Origin of the sequence: Pseudomonas vanderleydeniana (genome assembly GCF_014268755.2) — a bacterium.
GTDB classification, from domain to species: Bacteria; Pseudomonadota; Gammaproteobacteria; order Pseudomonadales; family Pseudomonadaceae; genus Aquipseudomonas; species Aquipseudomonas vanderleydeniana.
This window is the reverse complement of record NZ_CP077093.1, coordinates 3,637,548-3,662,253: the sequence shown is the minus strand read 5'-3', so window position 1 is coordinate 3,662,253 and position 24,706 is coordinate 3,637,548. Positions and strand designations below refer to the sequence as shown.

Here is a 24,706-nt window from a genome sequence, read left to right as displayed (position 1 = left end):
TCCCTCACCTTTTTCGAATTGTTCGCGTTATTGGCCCACAGCCGCACGTTGGACGCCTGCCTCGCGCAGCGAGCGCGGGCGCATGTCGGTCCAATGCTCGTCGATGTAGGCCAGACAGGCCTGGCGCTCGCCACCGGCACCGACGGCACGCCAGCCGATGGCCATGACCTTGCCCTGCGGCCAGACGGAGTATTGGCCCTGAGGATTGATCACGACGTCGAACATTTCCGTTTCATTGTTCATGCTGTTCTCCAGAGAAATAACCACGTGCGGCCGGAGCCGATTCGATAAGGCAGCGGCTCAAGCCCTCTGCCAGTTTTTTCAGGACCGACCGGTGTGCCCCTGCGTCCTGCCGACCGGCCGCAGCCAGTGCACAGACCCGCGTCGCGCCGGCGCAGATTTCGCCGTAGAGCCGGGCATCGTTATCGGCATAGACACCCGCTGCGATCCGCGCATGGGCCCGGCTGTTGGCATCGGCGAACGCGATGGCGTTGGCTTCGGTGCTCAGCTGGGCGTAGTAGTCGGCGTAGGCCTTGGCATCACCAAAGTGCTCGGCGATCATCGCCGTGTTGGCCGGTGCGGTGGCATAGTCCAGGGCGATTTCATGAGCCCGGGCATGACTGCTGGCATAGGGAAAGGCCTGCCGGTAGAGGCCAGGCAGGATCGCCTTGAGCGCTGCCAGCCATTCGCCGCGCCGCCCGTTGAGTCCTAGCGCCGCCCGGCGATGTAACTGCTGCAGGGTCAGAAGGTCCGTGCCCCTGGCGCCCTCGATGCCGGCCTCAAGCAGGACTGGCAGGACCGTCTCGGCCTGCCAGGCGTGCATCAGGCGAAAAGGCGGTGGCCCGCCCCAGCCGGCCAACGCCGTCTGCAGCTCGTTGCTCCAGCGCAACACCCAGTCCTCGGGCTGCCCGGCGAGCAGCACCGCAATCAGCTCCTGGTACCAGTCCGTCCGCTGTTCAGGATGCATGCTCACCTCCCAGGGCAATCGTTTCACCTATCAGCCGGGCCCAGTGTCCCGTGACAATGCCGTAGTGGTCGGTGGCCAGTGCCTGCCAGTCGAGCATGCGCGGCAACAGCGCCTGCCAGGCCGCCCTGAGCTGGTTGGCCTGCCAGGCTCGGCCGACGCCATAGGGGTTTTCCTGCGTGGCGATAAACAACCGGGCCGGCGTGTCCGGCAGGGCCGGCGGCGTGAAATGGCCCATGCTTGCCATGTTGTGCTTGCAGCAGGTGACCAGGCGCTGCAGGTAAGCCTGCATTTCCTCGGACAGTCCCTGCCCGATCGCCTGTGGCCAGCGTTGGGAGAATTCACGCTGGAACACCTGTTCGATGTGTCGTTCGTCCATCCTCGCCAATTCCTGGCCGGCATCCGGCGCGGGAGGGTCGATCAGGTACAGCAACGGCGGCTCCAGGCCTGCCTGCCGCGCCTGCGAGCACATGGCCTGGACCACCCAGGCACCGAACGACCAGCCGGCCAGTCGCCAGTTGCAAGACTGGCGGGGAAAGCGGGCCTGCAGCGCTTGCAGGTAACAGGAGGCCCGCTGTTCGATCGTGATCGCCGGCAACTGCGGATGCTGCAACAACGGATCGGCGATCACACAGACACCCAGCGAGTCGGGCAAGGCCGCCGCCAGTTCGCGATAGGCCTGCACATCGCCCCCCACCGGGTGCACCAGCAACAGCCAGTCGCGCCCGTTACCACTGTTCCAGACATCCAGTTGCACGGCCCGGGCCCAATCGACGACCGCCGACCTGGCACCACTGCCGTCGATCAGCGTGAGGATCTCCCGCAAGCTGACCTTGTGGCTGAACTGCGACAGCTGCAGGCCAATGCCCCACTGCGTCTGTACCTCGTCGATCAGGTCGAGCAGCGTCAGGGAGTCCGCGCCCAGTTCATACAGCGAATCGCCATCGTCCAGTTCGTCGCTACCGAGCCACTGGCACAGGCACTCGCGCAGATGCGTAGCCGGATCCCGCTCATCGCCGGCCGGCGACGTGGGTTCGGGCGAGCCCAAAGAGTGGCGCCGGGGGTAGAACTGGCGCGATGCTTCGATCGAAGTAGTCGACACCAGGCACTGCGGTAGTTGCATCGCCAGGGCAAGATCGAACACCTGCCCGCCCTCCTGCGCCGACAAGCCAACGGCCAGGTGTCGTTGATGAGCCTCGTCGCTGGCGCTCACCGCAGTGGCCATGCCGCGTTCGCGCCAGATATCCCAGTTGATGCCCATCCTGACGCAGTGGCTCGTTGCCGGCGGACGGTAATGCGCAAAGCTGTCCATTACGCCGTTGGCGGCGGCATAGTCCAGGTGACCCACACCGCCCAGCACTGACGACATCGACGAGCAGTACAGCACGAAGCGCGGTGACAACCGGCTGATCAAGGCTTCGACCGCCAGCATGCCGAGGGTCTTGGCGGCCATGACACGGTCCATCTGCCGCGGATCACGATAACGGATCAGGCTGCCGGCACCGACGCCCGCCGCGTGAATGATGCCCGCCAGCTGGCCATGGCGCTGCACCAGGGACTCGACAATGGCCGGCCAGCGCGCGAGATCGGTCATGTCGGCCTGCAGGAACTCGACACGCTCACCCTGGCCGGCCAGGGTTGGCGGCACCTCCCCCCGGCGCGACAGTACGACGACCCGACGTTCGGGGGCTTGCAGCAAGTGTTCGCACAGGCTGCTGCCAACACCGCCGCTGCCCCCCAAGACCAGGAACGTGCCATCGAGCGGCAACAGTGGTGAAACCGACGGTGGCACCGGAGGTCGACTGGCAATCAGTCTTGGTTGCCAGAGGAAGTCATCCCGAACCGCCAGGCGCCGAGGCAGGGCTGCCGGATCGCCCAGCAGCGCAGCCAGGCTGGCGGCCTGGTTCGTCCACTGAGCATCTGGCAAATCCAGCCAGTGCACTCGCAATGGGTACTCCTGGGGCGCCACTTCGCAGATACCGGCCAGGGCTCCCAGCTCGGGCCGGCGGATATCGCCTTCCACCGCACAGGCCTGCGCGGACAGCAGCCACAGCCGCAGCTTCGGCGAGCCGGCCATTTCCCCCCAGGCTTGGAGCAAGGCGCTCGGCGTATCGACGCAGGCCCATTGGGCGGCTGCCAGGCTCTGTTCGTTCACGGCGCCGCTGACCGACAGTGGCAACGCGTGCAACCAATCCAGTTCACCGCCCTGCGGATCGACCAGTTCCGCCAGCAGCGTCGACAATGTCCGCGCGTCGCCGGGGTCCAGTTCGAAGCGATTGGCGCCCAGGCGTCGCAGGCCGTTACCGGCGCGAATCTGCACGACACGCTGATAGGCGCCTTCGAACGCTTCCAGCAGGCTGTCGTCCAGCGCCCCGCTGGCACAAATCACCAGGGTGTCGCGGCGCTCGCCGACAGGCTCACTGCGCACACGACGCAAGCGCAACCATTGGCGTTGATAGAACCAGCCAGGCAACGCATGGCGAACAGACTCCGGCTGGACTTCGACCGTCTTGACCTGCTGCCCCCCGGTCGCCTGGAATTGGCAAGGTTCAAGGTCGAAGGCCGAGGGCGACAGGTCCCAGGGCGGTGGCGCCGAGCGTGTCGGCCAGGTCAACTGGGCGCCCTCGTACCAGGCCTGCAGGATCGCCTCCGGCGTTGCCGCCTCGGCCGACCAGGTGCGGGTCGACAGCGGTACCTCGCGGATCAGCGCCTCATCGAACTGCCAGTTTTCTCCGGCCTCCAGGCGTACGCCGTAGCGCCAGCGGTGCTGGCGTCGTCCCGATTGCAGGAAGCGCAGCAATGCTTCGTGGCGCTGCGGGAACTCGTCCCGATAGGCCCTGATTGCCATGATGTTGCGCAGCAGTGCGCTGCGACTGTGCGCACTGATCAGCAGGCACGCCGCAGGCTGCGCCGTTGGCCGCTCGTTCGTGGGGGCGGCCCCGACGATGACATGGGCATTGGTGCCACCGATACCGAAGCTGCTCACCCCGGCCACACGCCTGCGCCCTTCGGGCCAGGCACGTGGTTGGGTCGGGATGTAGAACGGTGTGTGCCGCAGATCGATCTGCGGGTTGATCCGATTGAAGCCCAGGTTCGCCGGCAAGATACCGTGATAGACCGCCAGGGTCGCGCGAATCAGCCCGACCACGCCGGCCGCGGCGCCCAGGTGGCCGATCTGGCTCTTCACCGAAGCCAGGGCGCAGTGATCGCTGGGCGCCGCTCCGAAGGCCTTGCTCAAGGCCGCCACTTCGATCGGGTCGCCCAGCAATGTGCCGGTGCCGTGGGCCTCGACATAGCCGATATCGGCACCCCGCAGGCCGGCCTTGTCCAATGCCTGGCGGATCACCGCGCTCTGCCCGGCTACCGACGGTGCGGTATAGCTCATCTTGTCGTGGCCATCGTTGTTCAGGGCCGAGGCCTCGATGACCCCGTAGATCCGATCGCCATCGCGCTGTGCCCCTGCCAGCGGCTTGAGCACCACCACGCCGTAGCCGCTGGCGCCCAGGGTGCCGCTGGCGTCGTCACTGAATGGCCGGCACTGGCCGTCGCGAGAAAAGATATGCTGCGGCCGGTAGCGATAGCCCGCCGTCAAGGTCGGGTCCACCAGCACGCCGCCAGCCAGCATCACATCGGCATCCCCCTGCCTGAGCAACGCAGCAGCCATGTGCACGGCGATCAGCGAACTGCCACAGGCGGCCTGCACGCTCATGGCCGGCCCACCGAGGTTCAGGTGGTAGGCCGCCTTGGTCGCCAGGAAGTCCTTGTCGTGGTGCAAGGCCATCTGAAAGGTATCCGGCAGCTCGGCATCGTCGGCCTGTCTCAACAGTTGCTGGAAATAGGTGGTTTCCCCGCAACTGGCGATCAGGCCGATCCGCGGCCCGCCAGCCGTCGGCACCAGCGCCGCATGCTCCAGGGCCTGTACGCAGGCCATCAGCAGATGGCGTTGCTGCGGGTCCATCAACCGGGCTTCCTGGCGGCTGATACCGAAGTATTCGGGATCGAAATCCAGCAGCCCGTTCAGTTGGCTGCGCGCCCCGACCAGCCCCTCGTCGGCCTCGAACCGCTCGATGCCGGACTCGCCCGCCTGGACCATCGACCAGAATGCACGCAGATCCGGAGCCCCGGCGACATTCACGGCCATGCCGATCACGGCCATGGACGAATGACGGCCATCGCCACTCCCCAACTGCCGCTCCGTCACGGCCGGCGCACTGGCCAAATGGGCGGCCAGGCGCCGGATGCTGACCTGCTCGAACAGATCGGCCATGCTCACCTTCAGGTCGGGTTCCTGATTGTAGCGAGCGTGCAGGCGCATGAGGCCGAGGCTGGTCGCACCGGCCTCGAAGAAGCGCTGGTCGAGGCCGATTGGCCGGCCAATCACCGCCTCGAACAGCTCGCGCAGGCGTTGCTGCAGGGGGCTGACCTGCTCGGGTTCACTGGCCGGCTGACCCTGTAGGCATTCGCCCTGCCCCGCAAGCGCCTTGCGATCGACCTTGCCGCTGGGCGTACGGGGCCACTGGTCGATGCGCCAATAGCTGGCGATCCGCACCGGTGCCGGCAGTTCCCGGGCCAGGTGATTGTCCAGTTCCTGCGGCGTCGGCGGCAAGCCGTCGAGTTGCAGGTAGGCGTTGAGTTTCGCCGAGTCAGCGTCCACGGTGACGATGGCAACGCTCACCTCGGGCCGTTGCATCAGCGCGGCCTCGATCTGCCCGAGCTCCAGGCGGTGGCCGCTGACCTTGACCTGCTGGTCGTCACGCCCCAGGTAATGCAGGCACCCCGAGGCGTCAACGCGGGCCAGGTCACCGGTGCGATAGAACAGGCGAGTCGTGCCCGTCGGATCGGGCAACTCGACGAAGCGACTGGCATTGAGGGGCGCATCACCCAGGTAGCAGTGTGCGACCATCGGTCCGGCGACCAGCAGATAACCGCTTACGCCGGAAGGTACCGGCCGATCATCCTCATCCACCAGCAGCAGGCAGGCATTGTTCACCGCCCGGCCGATCGGCGCGCGCACGGGCCAGTCCCGCGCGTCACCGGACAGGCGCAAGCCACACACCACGTGGGTTTCGGTCGGCCCATAGTGATTGTACAGGCTCGCCTGGGGCATGCCGGCGAACCAGCCGCGCAGGGTCTCGTTGCACAGCAGTTGCTCGCCTGCACTCACCACCTCACGCAGGTGTGTCGGATAGATGCCCCGGCTCACGGCTGTTTCGGCCAGATGCTGCAAGGCCACGCAAGGCATGAACAGGCGTTCGATATCGGCCTTGAGCAGGTACTCCAGCAGTGCCGGAGTGTCGTGGCGCCAAGCCGGCACGATCAGGTGGTAGCAGCCGCCGCCGCACAGGGTGCTGAAGATTTCCTGGAACGAGACATCGAACGACAGCATGGAGAATTGCAGGGTGCGCGCCCGCGCGCCGAGGCCACCCTCCCCCCGCTGCCAGTGCAGCAGATTGCACAGGGTCCGGTCCGATACCCGAACACCCTTGGGGGTACCGGTCGAACCGGAGGTGAACAGCATGTACAGCGGCCGTTGCCCCTGGTGCGGTCGGCGTCGGAATGATCGCTGCGGCGCATCGAGGGTGACCCGATGGCAAGCGATGGCTGGCACTTCCAAGCGCCCAAGGGCGGATTCGGTGTCCTCACTGAACAGCAAGCCATGGGCCCGGAACTGGTTGACGACCTGGTGCAGCACCGTCGGCGGATAGGCCGGGTCGAGCGGCACCGCCGTCAGGTTGAGCTTGGCCAGGGCCAGCAAGGCGACAATGTGCTCCATCGAGGGCTCGAGGAACAGCAGCACCGGGCCAGGCTCATCGCCCAGCGGCGGCAGGCTGCTCCCATCGCTTAACGTCGCGGCCAGGGAGTCGGCCAGCTCGTTCAGGCGCCGGTAGCTCAGGCGTCGTTCACCCGCGACCAGCGCAGTGGCTTCCGGAGTGCAGCGCGCCTGGTGTTCGAACCAGTCTGCCAGCGTGGTGAACGGCACTGGTGTGAGCGGCCCCTGGCTGGCTGCTGGCAGGCTGCGACGGTATGGCAACAACAGTTGGTCCAGGCGGGTATGACCAGAGGTTTCGAGCAGTTCATCCAGGCCTCGTTGAAACAATTGGGCAGCCGCCTGGATCTGTGTCTCGGTGAAATGGTCGCATTGGTATTCCCACCAGGCCGCCAGCCCCTGCGGGCTGTCCACCAGGGAGAGGGTCAGGGCGCACTTGGCCTGCACCGGCCCGGTGAACTCCAGCCGGGCCTGGAGCCCGTCCAGTTTGCTGAAGTCGGTGTTCTCCAGCACGAACATGAAGTCGAACAACGCCTGCTGACCCGACAGGTGCAAGTCCTCCACCACGTCCGCCAAGGCCACATCCTGCAATGCCAGGACGTGGCGAACCCGAGCGGTCTGCTCACGCAGTTGGTCCGTCAGCGAACGAGAGCCGGCGAGCTGCGTCGGGATCAGCACGGTGTTGGCGAACATCCCCACGATGTCCTCGAACTCGCCCAGCGGACGGTTGGATACCGGGCTGGCGATACGAGGGCATGACAGGCCGGTCAAGGCATGCAGGCTCCAGGTGAACACGCTGAACAGGACTTCGAAACGGGTCAGGCGCTGCTGCGCGCAAAATCGATCGAGCGCCTGGCACTGTGTCACTCGCAGCTGCTGGCGGTACTGCCCGGCCTGTGCACCGCGCTCGCGGCGTTGCGGGCCCCATGCCGCAGAAGCCGGGGGCTGTTCGCGGAAGAACTGCGCCAGGGCGCGCCGCTGCTGGCGGTAGTAGGGCGCGACACCCCAGCGCCCCTGCCACTGGCCGAACTCCAGCGGCGTCAGGCACTCCAGCCGCTCGGGCTCGGCTGTGCCGCGCCGATTGGCCTCATACAGCGCAACCAGGTCGTCGAACAGCAAATTCAGCGACCAGCCATCGACCACGCTGTGATGCAGGTGCCACAGCAGCCGGGCACTGCCGTCGGCGAAGGGCAGCAGCCAGGATTGGAACAGCGTTGCGGTGCCCAGGTCGAAGGGCGTGGCGAACACCAGGGCGGCGAAGGCCTGCCAGTTGTCCTCGGTGAATTGCCCCAGGGGCATGCGCAGGCAGCTCGTGCCCTGCTCGGCAATCTGTTGGTCGAGCCCATCCGGGCCGGATACGAATCGGGTACGCAAGGCCGCATGGCGTTCGACCAGTTGCCCTACCGCCGTGGCCAGCGCATCCAGGTCGATGGCGGACGGCAGGTGCAGCACCAGCGGCACGTTATAGGCCGTCGAGTCCGGTTCGCGTTGCTGCAGCAGCCACAGACGGCGTTGCTCGGCGGTAGCGGGCAGCCGCCATGTGTGGCTGCGGGGGGGCGCGGGTGGATAGACCGGCGCGGACAACTGCGGGGCGCGCAGGCGCCAGGCCAGCCCGGCGAACGACTCGCCCAGCAGCTGCGCCATGCTCAACTCCACCTGCCATTGCTGGCGAATGGCCGAGCGTAGCCGCAAGGCCTTCAGCGAATCGCCGCCACTGCCCAGCCAGTCATCCTGGGCGGTGAGCTGCGGCTGCCCCAGCAGCGTACGTACCTGCGCCAGCAACCAGGTCAGTTCCGCGCCCTGCTCTTCAGCGCTCGACCGCTCGCCCGAGACGGGCGCGCGCCAGGGTTGCAGGTCCTGCTCCAGCAGCCGTCTGCGGTCGACCTTGCCATTGGCGGTCAAGGGCAGGCGATCGAGCAGAAACAGATGGTGCGGGCGCATGTACGCGGGCAGTTGCGCTTGCAGGTAGGCATCGAAATCGGCCTGCCCGAGCTCGCCACGCGGCACGATGAAGGCCAGCAACTGGTGCTCCTCGGCAGCCTGGCGTCGTGTGCAGACATAGGCCTGGGCCACACCGGGATGCTCGACCAGCCGCTGCTCGACCTCACCCGGTTCGATTCGGAAACCTCGTACCTTGACCTGCCGATCGGCGCGGCCGATGTATTCGATCAGGCCGGATTCGTTTTCCCGGACCAGGTCACCGGTGCGGTAATGACGCTGCAACTGGCCGTGCTCATCCGCCAGGAGCAGAAACGCACGAGCGGTTTCCTCGGGGCGCTGGCGGTAGCCTCGGGCTACACCACTGCCACTCAGGTACAGCTCGCCGACCGTGCCAGGTGTGACGGGTCGCTGCTGCTCGTCGAGCACCCTTACCCCGGTATCGGGCAAAGGTCGCCCGATGGGCACCGAAGCCCCCCTGAAGTCCCTTGCGATCGGCTGGCACAAGGCGAACGTGGTGCACTCGGTCGGACCGTAGACATTGAAGATTCGACAGGCGCTATCCGGGTTGGCCTGGTACCACTCGCGCACCGCCACGGCGCTGATCTGTTCACCGCCGATCAGCACCTGGCGCAGGCTGGCGAAGCAATGCGGGTACTCCCGGACCAGTGTGTTGAACAGCGAGACGGTCATGAACAGGCTATGGACTCGCTGCGTCTCCAGTACCTGCGCCAGTTGCCGGGCATCGAGCAGATCCTCGTCGGCAATGATGACGCAGGTACCGCCATTGAGCAGCGGTGCCCAGATTTCGAAGCTGATCGCATCGAACGCCGGATTGGCCAGGCAGGCGATCCGCTCGCCTGGCGGGATATCGATGTAGCTGCCCGCTTGTACCAGGCGCAACATGCCGAGCTCGCCGACCTCGACCGCCTTGGGCATGCCGGTCGAGCCCGAGGTGTAGAAGAGAAAACTCACCGCCGCCGGATCGCTGACCCGTTCCAATGGATTCGCGGCCACCGACTCCAGCAGCTGCGAAACCTCGGCCTGCCACAAGGTGGCCGACAGTTCGGTGAGTCGCTCCGCCACCAGCAGGCCGACGCAGCCGGCGTCCTCCAGCATCCGTGCCTGACGTGCCTTCGGACTGGCGCGGTCCAGTGGAACCACCACCGCCCCCACCTTGAGCACACCGATGATCGCGGCAAGCCAGTGCCAGGACCGTGGCATGCACAGCGCCAGCGCTTGTCCCGGACGAACGCCCCGCGCGATCAACGCATGGGCGATACGTTCGCTGGCCGCGGCCAGTTCGCTGTAGGTCAGTTGCGCCTGGCGGTCGATCACGGCCAGGGCCTGGGGGGTTGCCCTCACCTGTTCGGCCAGGCGCCCGAGCAGGGTCGCCGGCAAGGCCATGGAAGTTGCCTGTTGCATGCTGTCCATCACGCCTCCTGCGCCAGGGTGTCGACGGGAAAGGTCGCGGCCAGCGGCCTCTCGTTGGCATCGAAACGCCGCAGTTCCTGTTCAAGGGTTCTGGCAACTCGCCGCAACTCCACGGTTTCGAGCATGTCCCAGTGACCGCCGTTGACCAGCTTGGCCAGGTAGCCATCCCCGGCACGCCTTCGCCAGAAACCCCGCAGGCCGCGGAGCTGGGCCCGGTTGAAGCCTTCACGCGCCTGGATCAGTACCACCCGCCCCGCCCTCGGCTCGCAGACATAGCCCGCCACCGCCATGCGGTTGTGGTTGTAGATATGGAAATAACGCTCGACCTGGGCGTCATCGATGCCAGGGTACATGCCGTTGAAACGCACCAGCTTGTCGCGGAACTCGGCCATGTCCACCGGCGCCATCTGCTGGCGGTAGGCGGCGTTGTCCGAACCCTGGGTGTCGAGCAGCACCACGGTGACCTGGCGATACCCTGCCTCGGTCAGGCGGCGCGCCATTTCGTAGGCCACCAGCCCGCCAAAGGACAGCCCGGTGAGAATCAGCGGTTGCGCCAGCAGCGGTTCGATCAGCCGCAGATAGGCGATGGCCATCGCCTCGACCGTCGGCTCCGTGGCTTCCCCGGGGTTGATCCCCGGCGATTGCACGCCATACACCCCGACCGACTCATCGAGGACCTTGGCCAGCGACAGGTAGCAGAAAGCCGTCCCCCCGGCCGGATGAATGCACACCACATTGCGCCGTCCTGCGCCCGGGCGGAACTCGATCAGGCTGCCCGGGGCCACCGAAGGGCCCGCCCCGGAGCGGATCCAGCCACCCAGGGCCTCGATGGTCGGGTGGCCGATGACCACACGGATCGGCAGTTCGATACCGAACACCTCACGAACCTGGTGCGCCATCTTGATCGCCGCGATGGACGTGCCGCCGACATTGAAGAAGTTGTCGCGAATACCGATCTGCGGGACCAACAGCAGACCTTTCCAGATCTGGTAGAGCGCCAGCTCGATCGAGTCGCGCGGGCTCGACAGATTGACCTGGCGGTTAGCCAGGTCATGATCGGCCATGGCCCGCAATGCATCGCGATCGATCTTGCCATTGGCGGTCAACGGCAAGGCTTCGAGCCAGAGATAGGCACTGGGCAACACCTGGGCCGGCAGGGTCGCTGCCAGGTGCTCGTGAACCGCCGCCGGCTCGGGTCGATCCGCGTGTACGGCACAACAGCAGGCAACCAGACGCTGGTTCCGGGCGTTGTCGCCAACCATCAGCACCACCGCTCGGTGTATGGACGGGAACGCTTCCAGCCGTGCCTCGATCTCGCCGAGTTCCACCCTTACACCACGCAGCTTGACCTGAAAGTCGTTGCGACCAAGGAATTCCAACTGGCCGTCGGCGCGGTAGCGCGCCAGGTCGCCGCTGCGATACAGCCGCTCACCCGGCTCGAACGGGCTGTCGATGAACCGCTCTGCCGTCAGCGTCTCCAGCCCCAGGTAGCCACGGGCCACGCCCACGCCGCCGATATGCAGGTGACCACTGACTCCGACGGGCACCGGCGCGTCGTGCTGGTCGAGGACATACAGCCGATTACCGGCAATCGGCCGGCCGATCGGCAGTTGCCTGACCGGCACCTCTGCTCCGGGCGGCAGGGTCCAGATGCTGTTGATCACCGTGGTTTCGGTGGGACCGTAGACGTTGTGCAGGCGGGCGTTGGGCAGCACTTCCTGGAAACGCCGGGCAATCGCTGGGGTCAGTTCGCCACCACCACAGAACACGTGGCGCAGGTCCTGGCACTGGCTGACGTCATCGACCTCCAGGAACAGTTGCAGCATCGCCGGAACGAAAACCAGCGCCGAAATCCGCTGGTCGCGAACGGTCCGTACCAGATAGTCGGGCTCCAGATGCCCACCGGGGCGGGCCAGCACCAGGCGTCCGCCCATCGCCAGCGGCCAGAGCAGCTCCCAGGCTGAAGCATCGAAACCGAACGAAATCTTCTGCAACATGCTCGCTTGCCGGCCATCGCCACCGAGCTGCTGGCACCACAGCAACAGGTTGCCCAGCCCACGATGGGCGACCATCACACCCTTGGGCAGTCCTGTGGTGCCGGAGGTGTAGATGACGTAGGCCAGGTGATCGGGCGTCAGGCCGATCGCGCTCGCGTCAGGATCGTGAACCGCCTGCCCATCCCAGCGGGCGGCATCCAGGTCGAAATCCAGGACCGGCACCTCGCACTGTGCGACTGCCTGCGCATCGCGCAACAATTGGCGTGTCGCTTCCTGGACCAGGGCGACACAGGGCCCGCTGTCGGTCAGCATGTGGCCCAGGCGTCCGATCGGATACGTTGGGTCCAGCGGCACATAGGCACCACCGGCCTTGAACACGGCGAGGATCGCCACCGGCAGTTCCAGGGAGCGCTCCAGGCACACGGCCACGCGCACATCCGGACCTACACCGAGGCTGCGCAAGTGATGGGCCAGGCGGTTGGCCCGCTGATTGAGCTCGATATAGCTCAATTGCCGACCTTCGCACATCACCGCGCAATCGTGCGGTGCCATCGCCGCCCGCTCCTCGATCAACCGATGTACGCAGCCCGGCTCACGGGCCAGTGGTACGCTGCGGTTCCAGTCGACGACGATCTGCTCACGCTCGGCTTCGGTCAGCAGCTGCAGGGTGCCGATCGGTTGCTTGGCATCGGCTGCAATCTGCTCCAGCAACTGCCGGTAATGCCCGCTCAGGCGCTCCACGGTACTCGCGTCGAACAGATCGGTGTTGTACTCGACTACCAGTTGCAGGCCCTGGGCCTGCTCCACCCATTCGAAGGCCAGGTCGAACTTCGCGGTGGCACTGCTGGTCGCGTAGGGCGCCAGGTTCAACCCGGGCATTTCGATCGCCGCACCCGGTGTGTTCTGCAGGACCAGCATCACCTGGAACAGCGGTGAATAGGACGTGTCGCGCGCGGGGTTGACCGCTTCCACCACCCGTTCGAACGGCACATCCTGATGAGCGTGCACCTCCAGCATCGCGGCGCGTACTTCACGCAGCAGCTCGGCAAAGGTCCACTGCGGCTGCAAGCGATTGCGGATCACCAGGGTATTGACGAAATGGCCGATCAGCGGCTCGATTTCGGCCTGCCCACGGTTGGCGAACGGCGTGCCGATGCACACGTCCTGCTGGCCGCTGTGACGCCAGAGCAACACGGCCAGCGCCGCCATCAGCACATTGAACAGCGAACCCTGGGTCTGCCGAGCAAGGTCCTGCAACTCACGCAGGGTGCTGGCCTCGATACGGCTGGCGAAGGTGGCGCCGGCATAGCGCTGCACCGGCGGGCGCGGCCGGTCGGTGGGTAGCGTCAGCAGCGGTGGTGCGTCAGCCAGCGTGCGGCGCCAATAGTCGAGCTGCGCCTGCAAGGCTTCGCCCCCCAGGAGACGCTGTTGCCAGCAGGCATAATCGCCGTACTGCACCGGCAATGCCGCCAGGCTCGCGGGTTCGCCCCTGAGGTAGTCGCCGTAGAGGGTCACCACTTCACGCAGGACGATACCCATCGACCAGCCATCGGCAATGATATGGTGCAGGTTGTACAACCACAGGTGTTCTTCGTCCGCCAGCCGCACCAGCGAGGTCCGCAGCAACGGCCCGCGCCCCAGGTCGAACGGCGCCCGAGCGTCTTCGGACACCCTCGCCCGTGCCGCCAGTTCGCGTTCGTGGGCCGGCAGCTCACGCAGGTCGGTGACCGCCAGCGTCATGGGCCGGTACGGGTGCACGACCTGGCAAGGTTCGCCATCGTGGTCGCCGAAGCGGGTGCGCAGCACCTCATGCCGGCGTACCAGTTCGTTCAGCGCCTGCTCCAGCACGGCGACGTCCAGTCGCCCCTTGAGCACCAGGGCATTGGGAATGTTGTAGAACGGGTTGCCCGGTTCCAGCTGGTCGAGAAACCACAACTGTCGCTGGGAAAACGACAGCGGCAGCGGCGCCGTGCCAGCCGCTCGCGGGGTGACGCCCATGGCGGCGGTCAAGCGCTCGATCAACGCCTGCTTGTGCAGCTTGAGTGCCTGCAGCAGGTCTTCGCCGAGGAAGCCCTTGGGCGCCTTGCAGCGCAGCTTGTCACCCTCGACTTCCAGCACCACGCCGTGACGGTCGAAAAAGGCCAGCAACTGATCGGCATTCATATCTCAATCTCCTCCATGTCGCTGTCGTCTTGCGCCTGTGTGCGGGTGAATGCCTCCACCTCGGTGCTGCGCCGTTCTCCCTCGTCCCGCAGACCGCCGACCATCGAATAGATCAGTTGATGGCTCGCCCCCAGCTCGAACAGCCGTGGCAGCGCCTGCTCATCGATCGAACCCATGCCGCACAGCCCCAGGCCATGGTGGGCCGCCGTCAGGGTCAGCAACTGGGTCATGGCCCCGGCCTCGATATGGCAGAAATCGCGGCTGCGTTCGCCGTAGAGCGGCCGGATCGCGGCCATGTCGGCGATGAGGAACAGCGAGAACGCGGCGTTCTCGTAGACCGGACGGTTGACGAAGTAGTCGTAGGTGTCGGGATCGAGCTGGGAATCTTCGCCCATCGACAGCAGTCGATGGCGTACCGGGTCGTAGTAGAACGCGCCACCCGGCACACCCTCCACTCGCTGCGGCTTGATGTACAGGTAGGCCTGCAGCGGATAGAGACCACCGGCCGAGGGAAACTGGTATTTCACTTCACCGTCGAGCTGTCCACGCGACAGCCCGGCCAGCCAATGGGCGAATGCGCTGTTCGGGATAGCCTGCGGGTCGTAGCGGCGTACCGAACGACACTCACGAAAACGCTGGGCGAATCCGGCGTCTGTCGGCAGTGCCAGGGCCACTGCCGGCAACGGCTGGGCGAAGCGTCGGCGCCCCCGTTCATCGGCCTTGAACTGCTGGCGCAGTTGCGGATCCTCGATCACCTCCTCGGCCGCCGCAGGTTGCGGGACACGGCTGGGCGATGACTGTGTCGCCAGGTTGCGACGGTACAGTTCGATCAGGTTGGCCAGGGTTGGCTGGGCCAGCAGCTGCGCCAGATGCGGCCGGAACTGCAACTCGGCGGCCAGGGCGTTGCTGATGCGCACGATATCGATCGACGTGGCCCCCAGGCTGAGCAGGTTGGCATTGCCGGCAATCGCCTGGCGCTTGAGCAGTTGCTCGACGATTTCCACCAGCCGCTGCTCCCTCGGGCCTTCGGGAGTCAGCAATGGTCCTGAATCCTCGTCCTCCTGCGGTTGCGGCAGGCGGTTCTTGTCCACCTTGCCGTTGGCCGACAGCGGCCAGGCCGCGAGGAAGGTAAAGGAAGTCGGCACCATGTAGGCCGGCAGCTTGTCGGCCAGGTACAGGGCAAAGTCACTGGCCTGCAGTTGAGCGTCGCTCCTGATGACATAGGCCACCAGGCGTTTCTCCCCCAACTGTTCGCCAAGTATCCGTACCACCGCACTCTGCACGCCAGGATGGCGGTTGAGCACGGCTTCGATTTCCCCCAGTTCGATGCGGTAGCCCTGGACCTTGACCTGGTTATCCTCGCGCCCGAGGAACTCGATGTTGCCATCAGGCAACAGGCGCCCCAGGTCGCCGGTGCGATACAGCCGCTCACCGGTCGCCGGGTGGGCGAAGAAACTGGCCGAGGTCTGTTTCTCGTCACGCCAGTAGCCCTTCGCCAGGCCCACGCCACCGATGTACAACTGACCGGGCACCCAGGTCGGACGTGGCTGCAGCGCTTGGTCGAGCACATGGAAACGCTGGTGGTCCAATGCCTTGCCGTAGGGAATGCTGCGCCAGTCGGGATCGACCGGGCCGATCGGATAGCAGATCGACCAGATCGAGGCCTCGGTTGCACCACCGAGGCTGACCACCTCGATGGCCGGTTGCAATGCCCGCGCCCGATCCGCCAGGTTCAGCGGGATCCAGTCGCCGGAAAGCATGGCCAGCCTCAGGCAGGGCGGCAGCTCGCCGCCCTGCTGTTCGACCGATTCCAGCAACAGCCCGAGCAACGCCGGTACCGAGTTCCACAGGCTGACGCGATGCCGCTCGATCAGCTCGCGCCAGTGCAGCGGGTCAAGCGCCAGGCGAGGTTCGAGCAACACCACCGCAGCGCCGACGGCCAGGCTGCCGAAAAAGTCATAGACCGACAGGTCGAAACTCAGCGACGAGATCGCCAGGATCCGATCCTGCGCTCCGACGGCGAAGCGCCGGTTGATGTCCAGCAACGTGTTGACCGCCCCCCGATGGTCGATCACCACTCCCTTGGGCATGCCGGTCGAACCGGAGGTGTAGATGACGTAGGCCAGGTCTTCGGGGGTCAGTTCAACCGTTTGCAGGGCTGTTTCGCCGGTGTCCAGGGACTCGCTGACGGTGATGATCCGCACCAGGTCCGACCATTGGCTGTCCGGTTTCAGGGGCGGCTGACCGAGCAGCAGACGGGCCTCGGCCCGCTCCAGGAGATGCCGGACCCGTTGGGCCGGCAGCGCTGGATCGATCGGCAGGTAGGCGCCCCCGGCGTACAGGATCGCCAGGGTTGCCACCAGTTGCTCCCAACCGCGCTCCATCATGACCGCGACCAGCTGGTTGGGCCTTGCGCCCTGTGCCTGCAGGTGTGCACCGAGCTGACGAGCCTCATGGCGCAACTGCGCGTAGCTCAGTTGCCGGCCTGGTGCGATCAGGGCCACGGCATCCGGGGTCGCCTGCGCCTGTCGATCGAACAACTCGTGCATCAGCAACGGTGTTTGCCGATACGCCGGTGCCGGCGGCAGGCAGGCCTGTGGCAACAGCGCGGGCGTGCCGGCTGACCAGGCTGCCGGCTCAAGCAGACGGTCAAGTACCTGGTTGTAGGCAACGAACATCTGCTCGACCAGGCCTTCGGGGAACAGCTCGTCGATGCTGTCCCAGTTGAACAGCAGGCGGCCCTCCAGCTCCAGCAGGGTATGGTCGATCCACACCTGCGGGGTCTGGGTGATGCTGTGTACGTTCTGCGCCTGCAGGGCATCGGCCAGGTTGTACTCGGCCTGTTGCGTGGCGGCTTCGGACAGGGTGCTGTTGAAGACGATCGGAATCGCTGTCTGTTGCGCGCCGCGGGCCTGTGAAAGCTCGCGCAGTACGCGCACGCCGCTGACCACCGCATGGTCGATGTCCTGCCAGAGGCGCTGTTGAATGGCCCGGGCCTTGTCGGTAAAGCCGAGGTTGCCATCGATCTGCACCTCCAGCAGCACCAGCGAGGTGAAGTCGCCGATGATCGAGTCCACCTCCGGGTGCAAGGGCAGCCGATTGAACAGCGGCAGGCTGAGCGTAAAGCGTGGCTGGCGGCTCCACAGGGCGAGTACTTCGCAGAAGGCGGTGAGCAATACCACCGACGGCGTCACGCCGAACTGCTTGGCCAGCGCCTTGATCCGGCTCCAGTGCTCGACCGACAGTTGCCGGTCGCGTCGTGTGAAGTGCGGCGTGGCAATGCTCTGTGGCTGGCACACCAGGGGCAGATCCGGTGCAGGCGCCAGGTCCGCAACCCGCTCGCGCCAATAGGCCAGCGCCCGCTCGTAGCGCGCACCCCTGCGCAGTTGCTGCTCGGCCAGGACATAATCACGGAAGTTCAGGCCCGGTGCGGGCAGTGTCCGTTGCGGCTCCAGGTAGAAGCCCATCAGTTCACGGGCAAGAATCTGGCTGCTGGCCGCATCGACGATCAGCGCGTCGAGGCTGATATGCAGGTGGCTGATACCGTCGTCCAGCAGGGTCAGGCTGAATTCGAACAACGGCCAGCGGCTGGCGTCCAGCACCTGGTGGGACAGGCGTTGGCGATTGTTGTCCAGGGCCTGTTGCGCCGCTTCACGGTCCAGGCCACGCAAGTCGGTCTGTGGCATCCGATACGTCGGTACCTGCTCCAGCACCTGCTGGGTCCCATCACTGAGAAACACCACGCGCAGCATGTCGTGCCGTTCGATCATCCGGTTCAGCGCACGCTCGAAACGCGCAATATCGAAATCGCGGATACGCAATTCCTCGTAGCCGTGGGCACTGACCCCGCCGAGGCTGACCGTCGACTCGCGACCGAACCAGTAGGCCTGCTGGATATCGGTCAGTGGAAACGGCTGGTAACGGCCCGCCGGGTCCGGCTGGATCACCGCGAAGGCCGGCTCGTTGCGGATCTGCTCGTCGCGACTGGCGCGGATAGCCCCCATCAGTTCACCCGGCGTCGGTGTGTTGAACAGGCTGCTCAGGGACAGTTGCGCAGCCATGCGCTGGTTGATGGCATAGACCAGTCGAGTGGCCAACAGCGAGTGCCCGCCCAACTCGAAGAAATTGTCCTGCAGCCCCACCCGCTCGCACCTGAGCACCTCGGCCCAGATGGCGGTCAACTGGATCTCGTCGGCTTCCCGGGGCGCCACGTAGGCGCTGGCGGAGATTCGCTCCGGTACGGGCAAGGCACGGCGGTCGAGCTTGCCGTTGCGGGTCAGTGGCAGGTTCGCCAGGGACACCCAGGCGCTGGGAACCATATAGTCGGGCAACTGGCGACGCAGGGCTTCGCGCAACGTCTCGACCGGAGCCGAGCCAACGATGTAGGCCACCAGTTGCTTGTCCCCCGGCGCATCCTCGCGCAGCAGCACCGCCGCTTCCAACACACCCGGCTGTTGTTGCAGCAGGCTGTCGATTTCACCCAGTTCGACCCGGAAACCGCGCAGCTTGACCTGTTGGTCGATGCGCCCCAGGTACTGCAGGTTGCCGTCAGCCAGCCACCTTGCCTGGTCGCCGCTGCGGTACATGCGCGCCCCGGGCTCCTCGCTGAAGGGGTCAGGCAGGAAACGTTCGGCGGTCAGCTCCGGCTGGTTCAGGTAGCCGCGCGCCAGGCAGGCGCCCGCGATATACAACTCGCCCGCGACGCCCGGCGGCACCAGGTTCAGGGCGTCGTCCAGCACGTACAGCCGCGCGTTGTTGATGGGCCGGCCGATCGGTGGGGCCTCCGGCCAGTCGGCGGCTGCGGCACAGGCCAGGCTGAACTGACTAACCACATGGCTCTCGGTCGGGCCATACTGGTTGTACAGATGCGCACCGCCCAATCCCTGGACGAAGCCGCGCAGCTCGTCATTGACCCTCAGTGCCTCGCCGGCGGTGACGATATCGCAGCCGCCGCGCGGCACTGGCGCATCGGCCTGCGTCAGGCCCGCCACCTGCTGCAGTACGGCGAATGGCAGGAATGCCCGCTGCACGTCGTTGGCCACCAGGGTCGGACGCAACGTGGCGAGATCCTTGCGCCCGTCCTCGCTCATCAGTACCAGGCAGCCGCCCTGGCACAGGGTGCTGAAGATTTCCTGGAACGAAACATCGAAGTTCAGCGAGGCGAATTGCAGCACTCGCCGTGGTGCCGGCGTCTGTCCCGCGGCTTCGTGCAGTTGCCAGTCGATCAGGTTGTCCAGGGCCCGGAGGGTATGCGCCACCCCCTTGGGACGACCGCTGGAGCCGGAGGTGTACAGCACGTAGGCCAGGTTGTCCGGCCGCGTCGCCACCTCCGGGTTGCTGCCGGGCTGGTCGGCCCAGAGCGACTGGTCGCTGTCCAGGCAGTAGAGGGGACGCTCACCGGCGCGCGCCGGCAGCCTTTCCCGCAGCCCCGAGTGGGTCAGCAGCAGGCTCGGCGCTGCGTCGTCGAGCATGTAGGCCAGGCGCTCGCTCGGATAGGCCGGGTCGAACGGCACATAGGCGGCGCCGGCCTTGAGGATCGCCAGCAGGCCGATGATCATCTGCGGCGAACGCTCCAGGCTCAGGCCCACCCGATCCTCGGGGGCAACACCCTGCTCGCGAAGGAAATGCGCCAGGCGATTGGCTGCGGCGTTCAGCTCGGTGTAGCTGTGGTGCTGGTCCTCATGAATCAGCGCCGTGGCCTGCGGTGCCCTTCGCACCTGGGCCTCGAAACGGGACAGGAAGCGGCCCTGCGGAGCGCGATCCGTGTCACTGCGGCTCCACTCGTGCAGCAACTTGCGCCGTTGTTCAGGCGTCAGCAGGTCGAGACGGGCGACCGCCTGGTCGCTGTCGGCCGTCATCTGCATCAGCACCCGGCGCAGGTACTCGCCGAAACCGGCAACCGTCTGCGCGTCGAACAGACCCGAGGCATACTCCAGGCCACCGACGATCTGCCCGTCGCGTTCACTGAGGGCCAGTTGCAAGTCGAACTTGGCGACAGGCTGGCGGCTCTCGACCGCCTCCACCGTCAGCCCGGGTAATGCCCATTGGCCCTGCTGGCCCTGTTCCCAGGCGAACAGCACCTGGAACAACGGGCTATAGGCCAGGCTACGTGGCGGATTGAGCAACTCGACCACCTGCTCGAACGGCAGGTCCTGGTGTTCCTGGGCCTGTAACGCGACCTGGCGGGTGTGTTGCAACCACTGGCTGACACTGGGGTTGCCATTCACCCTCAGGCGCAGCGCCAGGGTGTTGACGAAGAAACCGATCAACGCCTCCAGCTCGCTGTTTGGACGGTTGGCCACGGGCACGCCGATCACCACGTCGGATTGCGCCGACAGGCGGGCCAGCACCAGTGCCCAGCCGGCGAGCACGGTCATGAACAGGGTCGTGCCCTGACTATGGCTGAGTTCCTTGAGACGACGGGTCAGTTCCTCGTCCAGTACCAGCGGTACCACCGCACCCCGATAGTCCTGTACCGGCGCACGCTTGTGGTCCGCCGGCAGTTCCAGCAGCACCGGTGCATCGGCCAGGGCCTCGCGCCAATAGTCGCTCTGGCGCTGCAGCACTTCGCCGCTCAGCCACTGGCGTTGCCAGGCCGAATAGTCGAGGTATTGCAGTGGCAGCGCCGGCAAGGGATCGTCGCGATCCGCCAACGCCGCCGCATACAGCTGGCTGAGCTCACGGGTCAGGACGCCCATCGACCAGCCATCGGAAACGATATGGTGCAGGGTCAACAGCAGCAGGTGCTCGTCATCGGCCAGCCGGACCAGCACCGCACGGATCAGCGGGCCGTGCTCCAGGTCAAAGCCGCGGGCGCCTTCATGGGCGACCAGTCGCTCCAGGTCAGTGTCGTCGGTGGCGCCGAGCCGCTCCAGTTTCAGTCCCTGCCCGGGCTCTGCAATCACTTGCCGAGGCTCGCCCTCGACGCTGATGAAGCGCGTGCGCAGGGCTTCATGTCGATCCAGCAACTGATTGAGGCTACGTTCAAGCGCCGGCACCTGCAGTTGGCCGCGCAAGCGCAGGTTCAACGGCATGTGGTAGGCCGCGCTCCCACCCTCCATCTGCGCCAGGAACCACAGGCGTTGCTGGGCAAACGACAACGTTTGCGCGCCGCCTCGTTCGATCCGCCTGATCGGCGTCTGCGGGCGCTGCGTCGAGCCTTCCAGGTTGCGGCAGAACGCTTTCAACTGCGGAGCGGCGAACAGTGCGGAGGCCGACACCTCCCGCCCCAGATGACGTCGAATCCGCGCGATCACCTGCATCACCAGCAGCGAATGCCCGCCCAGGGCGAAGAAATGGTCATCACGCCCTACCCGCTCGACGCCCAGCACTTCGCTCCAGATCCGTGCGAGCGCGGTTTCCAGCTCGTTTTGTGGCGCAACGTAGTGGCGCTGGTCGAGGGCTGCGGTATCCGGTGCCGGCAAGGCCGTACGGTCAAGCTTGCCGTTGGCGGTCAGCGGCCATGCATCGAGATGCACGAAAGCGCTGGGCACCATGTAGTCCGGCAAGTGCAGGGCCAACTGCTCGCGCAGCACGCCAGGGCTGATGCCCCGGGCATCGCTGCCCAGGTAGTACGCCACCAGCCGGGACTGGCTGCTGGCGTCGTTGCGCAGCAGCACGACAGCATCGCGAACGCCGGCGATATCGGTCAGGCGCGCCTCGATCTCACCCGGTTCCAGGCGCAGGCCACGCAGTTTGGCCTGCGCGTCGTTGCGCCCGAGGAATTCCAGGTTGCCGTCGGCGCGGTAGCGCGCCAGGTCACCACTGCGGTACAGGCGCTCACCCGCAACGAATGGGTTGTCGACAAACCGCTCAGCCGTCAGTTCGGGCTGGTTCAGGTAACCCCGGGCGACCCCCACCCCGCCGATATGCAGCTCGCCCGGAACCCCGGGCGGAACCGGCGCTCCAAAGCCGTCCAGCAAATAGATACGGGCGCTGGCCAATGCCCGGCCGATCGGCAGGCTGGCTTCGGCCACTGGCTGCACAGGCAGTTCGAAGCAGGTGCTGTCGATGCTGGCTTCAGTGACGCCATAGGCATGGACGATACGCACCCCAGCGCCACACAACTGTCGCAACTGGCGGGCGCTGTGCACGCTCCAGGTGTCCGAGCCACACACCACCGTCTCGAGAAACGACAGGTCCTGGTCGCGCTCTTCGGCCCAGGCCAGCAATGGGCCCAGCACCGCAGGCACGAAGTCGGCAAAGTCGATTCGCGCGTCACGCAGCAACGTGTACAGCGCAGGTGGGTCCATCAGCGTCTGGCGCGGGCACAGCACCAGTTCGCCACCAAAACACAAGGCCCGAATCAGGTCGGCACTGAACACATCGAAGGAGAATCCGGCCATCTGCAGGTGCCGCAGCCCCGGCCGCAGGGCGTAGAGGTCCTCCCAGGCGGCGCTGACCGCCTGCAGGCCCCGATGTTCGACCATCACCCCCTTGGGCTGGCCGGTGGAGCCCGAGGTGTAGATCACATAGGCCAGATGGTCGGGTGTCAGCCTCAGCGCCTCGGGCGCGAGGTCATGATCCGGGGGGGCAGCCCGGCGTGAGGCATCCTGCAGGTCGAGCAATAGCGGTTGCGCTGCCAGGCCATCGAGGGCCGTGCGCAATGCAGAGCGGGCCGGGCCATGGCAGAGAACCACCAACGGTGCACTATCGAGCAGCATGTGCTGCAGGCGTGCCAACGGATAACCCGGGTCCAGCGGCACATAGGCACCGCCGGCCTTGAGTACGGCAAGCACCGCCAACGGCATGTCCAGGGTCCGCTCCAGGCACAGCCCGACCCTCACCTCCGGGCCGACGCCCAGCGCCCGCAGCTCATGGGCCAGGCGATTGGCGCGGGTATTGAGTTCGCCATAGCTGAGGCTGTCGTCGCCACAACGCACGGCGACCGCTTTCGGATCTCGCCGTACCTGCGCTTCGAACAAGCGGTGCAGATAACCTGTCGGCTGGACAGCCGGTGCGCTACCGCCCCACTCGCGGACCAGGTTGTCGCGGGCCTCGACACTGAGTAGCGGCAGTGCCGCAACCGGTTGCTGTGGTTGAGCCACCATGCCTTCCAGCACCTGGCGCAGGTAGCCGGCAAAGCGCGCGATCGTGGTCCCGTCGAACAGTGCGCGGGCATACTCCAGCCCACCGACAATCCGCCCGTCCTGCTCGGCCAGCACCAGGGTGAGGTCGAACTTGGCCACCTGCGGGCTGCCGCGCAGTGGCTGGCCGCTCAACCCGCCTAGTTGCAGTGTCCCCGGTTCGGTGTTTTCCCAGGCGAACATCACCTGGAACAGCGGGCTGTAGGCTTGGCTTCGCTCCGGATTGAGCAACTCCACCACCTGCTCGAAGGGCAATTCCTGATGTTCCTGGGCGCCCAGCGCCACGGCCCGGGCCTGTTCGAGTAACTGAACGGTCGTCGGCGAATCGGCCAGTGACAGGCGCAACACCAGGGTGTTGACGAAAAAGCCGATCAGGCCTTCGGTTTCCCGTCGTGTCCGATTCGCCACCGGCGTTCCGATCAACAGGTCGTCCTGGCCCGACAGGCGAGCCAGCAGTACCGTCCAGCCGGCCAGCAAGGTCATGAACAATGTGCAGCCATGGCGCAGGCTCAGGGCCTTGAGCTGCTGGGTCAGGGTTTCGTCCAGTTGCAGCGGTTCGAAGCCACCCTGGTACTGCTGCAGTGCCGGACGCGGGCGGTCGCCCGGCAGCTCCAGCAAGGCCGGAGCCCCGGCCAGGGTATCGCGCCAGTAATCGGCGTGCCCGGCCTGGTCCTGTTCGGCGAGCCAGCCCTGCTGCCATTGGGCGTAGTCGGCATATTGCAATGTCGGGACTGGCAGCGGGTCGTCGAGTCCCTGGCGAAAGGCGTCATACAGCTCACCCAGTTCTCGGGTCAGGACAGCCATCGACCAACCGTCACAGATGATGTGATGCAGGGTCAGCAACAGGACATGTTCCTGCTCGCCGAGGATCAGCAGGCGCGCGCGAAACAGTGGGCCCTCGCGCAGATCGAAGGCGGTTCGCGCCTCTTCGTCCGCCCGGCTCGCCACCTGCGCATCGGCGCCTGGATGTCGGGCCAGGTCGTCGATCTGCCAGGCACAACCGCAATCGGCTTCGGCGATCAGCTGGACCACCTCGTCGCCCTCGACGCTGAAGGTCGTGCGCAATGATTCATGGCGTGCCACCAACCGATCCAGGGCCTGCCTCAGTGCCGAACGGTCGAGTGGCCCGTTGAGACGCAACCCGAATGGCACGTGGTAGGCATCGCCGCCTCCGGCCAACTGGGCAAGGAACCACAGTCGCCGTTGCGCGAAGGATGCCGGCGGCGGCGTGTCGTCCCGCACTGCCGGGGTGATCTTCGGCCGTTTGTGCAAAGCGGCGAACTGCGCCGGCGTCATATCACGCAACGAGGTTTTGTCGAACATGAGAGGCTTCCATCCATGACTGCATTATTTTTGT

The 24,706-nt window shown here is 66.0% G+C and carries 5 protein-coding genes; all 5 read right to left on the bottom strand.

Features of this window, described 5'->3' with window-relative positions:
- Window positions 1-27: 27 nt before the first annotated feature.
- Genes HU752_RS16550 through HU752_RS16530 form a run of 5 tightly spaced genes read right to left on the bottom strand, consistent with a single transcriptional unit; the run spans window position 28 to window position 24,672 of the window.
- Entirely contained in the window at window positions 28-243 is a 216-nt protein-coding gene (locus tag HU752_RS16550; RefSeq protein WP_186676323.1) for an MbtH family protein, read from the bottom strand.
- On the bottom strand, window positions 233-967 hold the full coding sequence (locus HU752_RS16545) for a hypothetical protein (protein ID WP_186676324.1): 735 nt from the start codon (window positions 965-967) through the stop codon (window positions 233-235). The genes HU752_RS16550 and HU752_RS16545 overlap by 11 nt, the downstream gene beginning before the upstream one ends.
- Window positions 957-10,103, bottom strand: coding sequence for a hybrid non-ribosomal peptide synthetase/type I polyketide synthase (locus HU752_RS16540; RefSeq protein ID WP_186676326.1), 9,147 nt, complete (start codon window positions 10,101-10,103; stop codon window positions 957-959). Before HU752_RS16540 ends, HU752_RS16545 begins: the two co-directional genes overlap by 11 nt.
- A complete protein-coding gene (locus HU752_RS16535) occupies window positions 10,103-14,263 on the bottom strand; it encodes a non-ribosomal peptide synthetase (protein ID WP_186676328.1) in 4,161 nt (1,386 codons plus the stop codon). The genes HU752_RS16540 and HU752_RS16535 overlap by 1 nt, the downstream gene beginning before the upstream one ends.
- Entirely contained in the window at window positions 14,260-24,672 is a 10,413-nt protein-coding gene (locus HU752_RS16530) for a non-ribosomal peptide synthetase (protein WP_186676331.1), read from the bottom strand. The genes HU752_RS16535 and HU752_RS16530 overlap by 4 nt, the downstream gene beginning before the upstream one ends.
- Window positions 24,673-24,706: the final 34 nt, after the last annotated feature.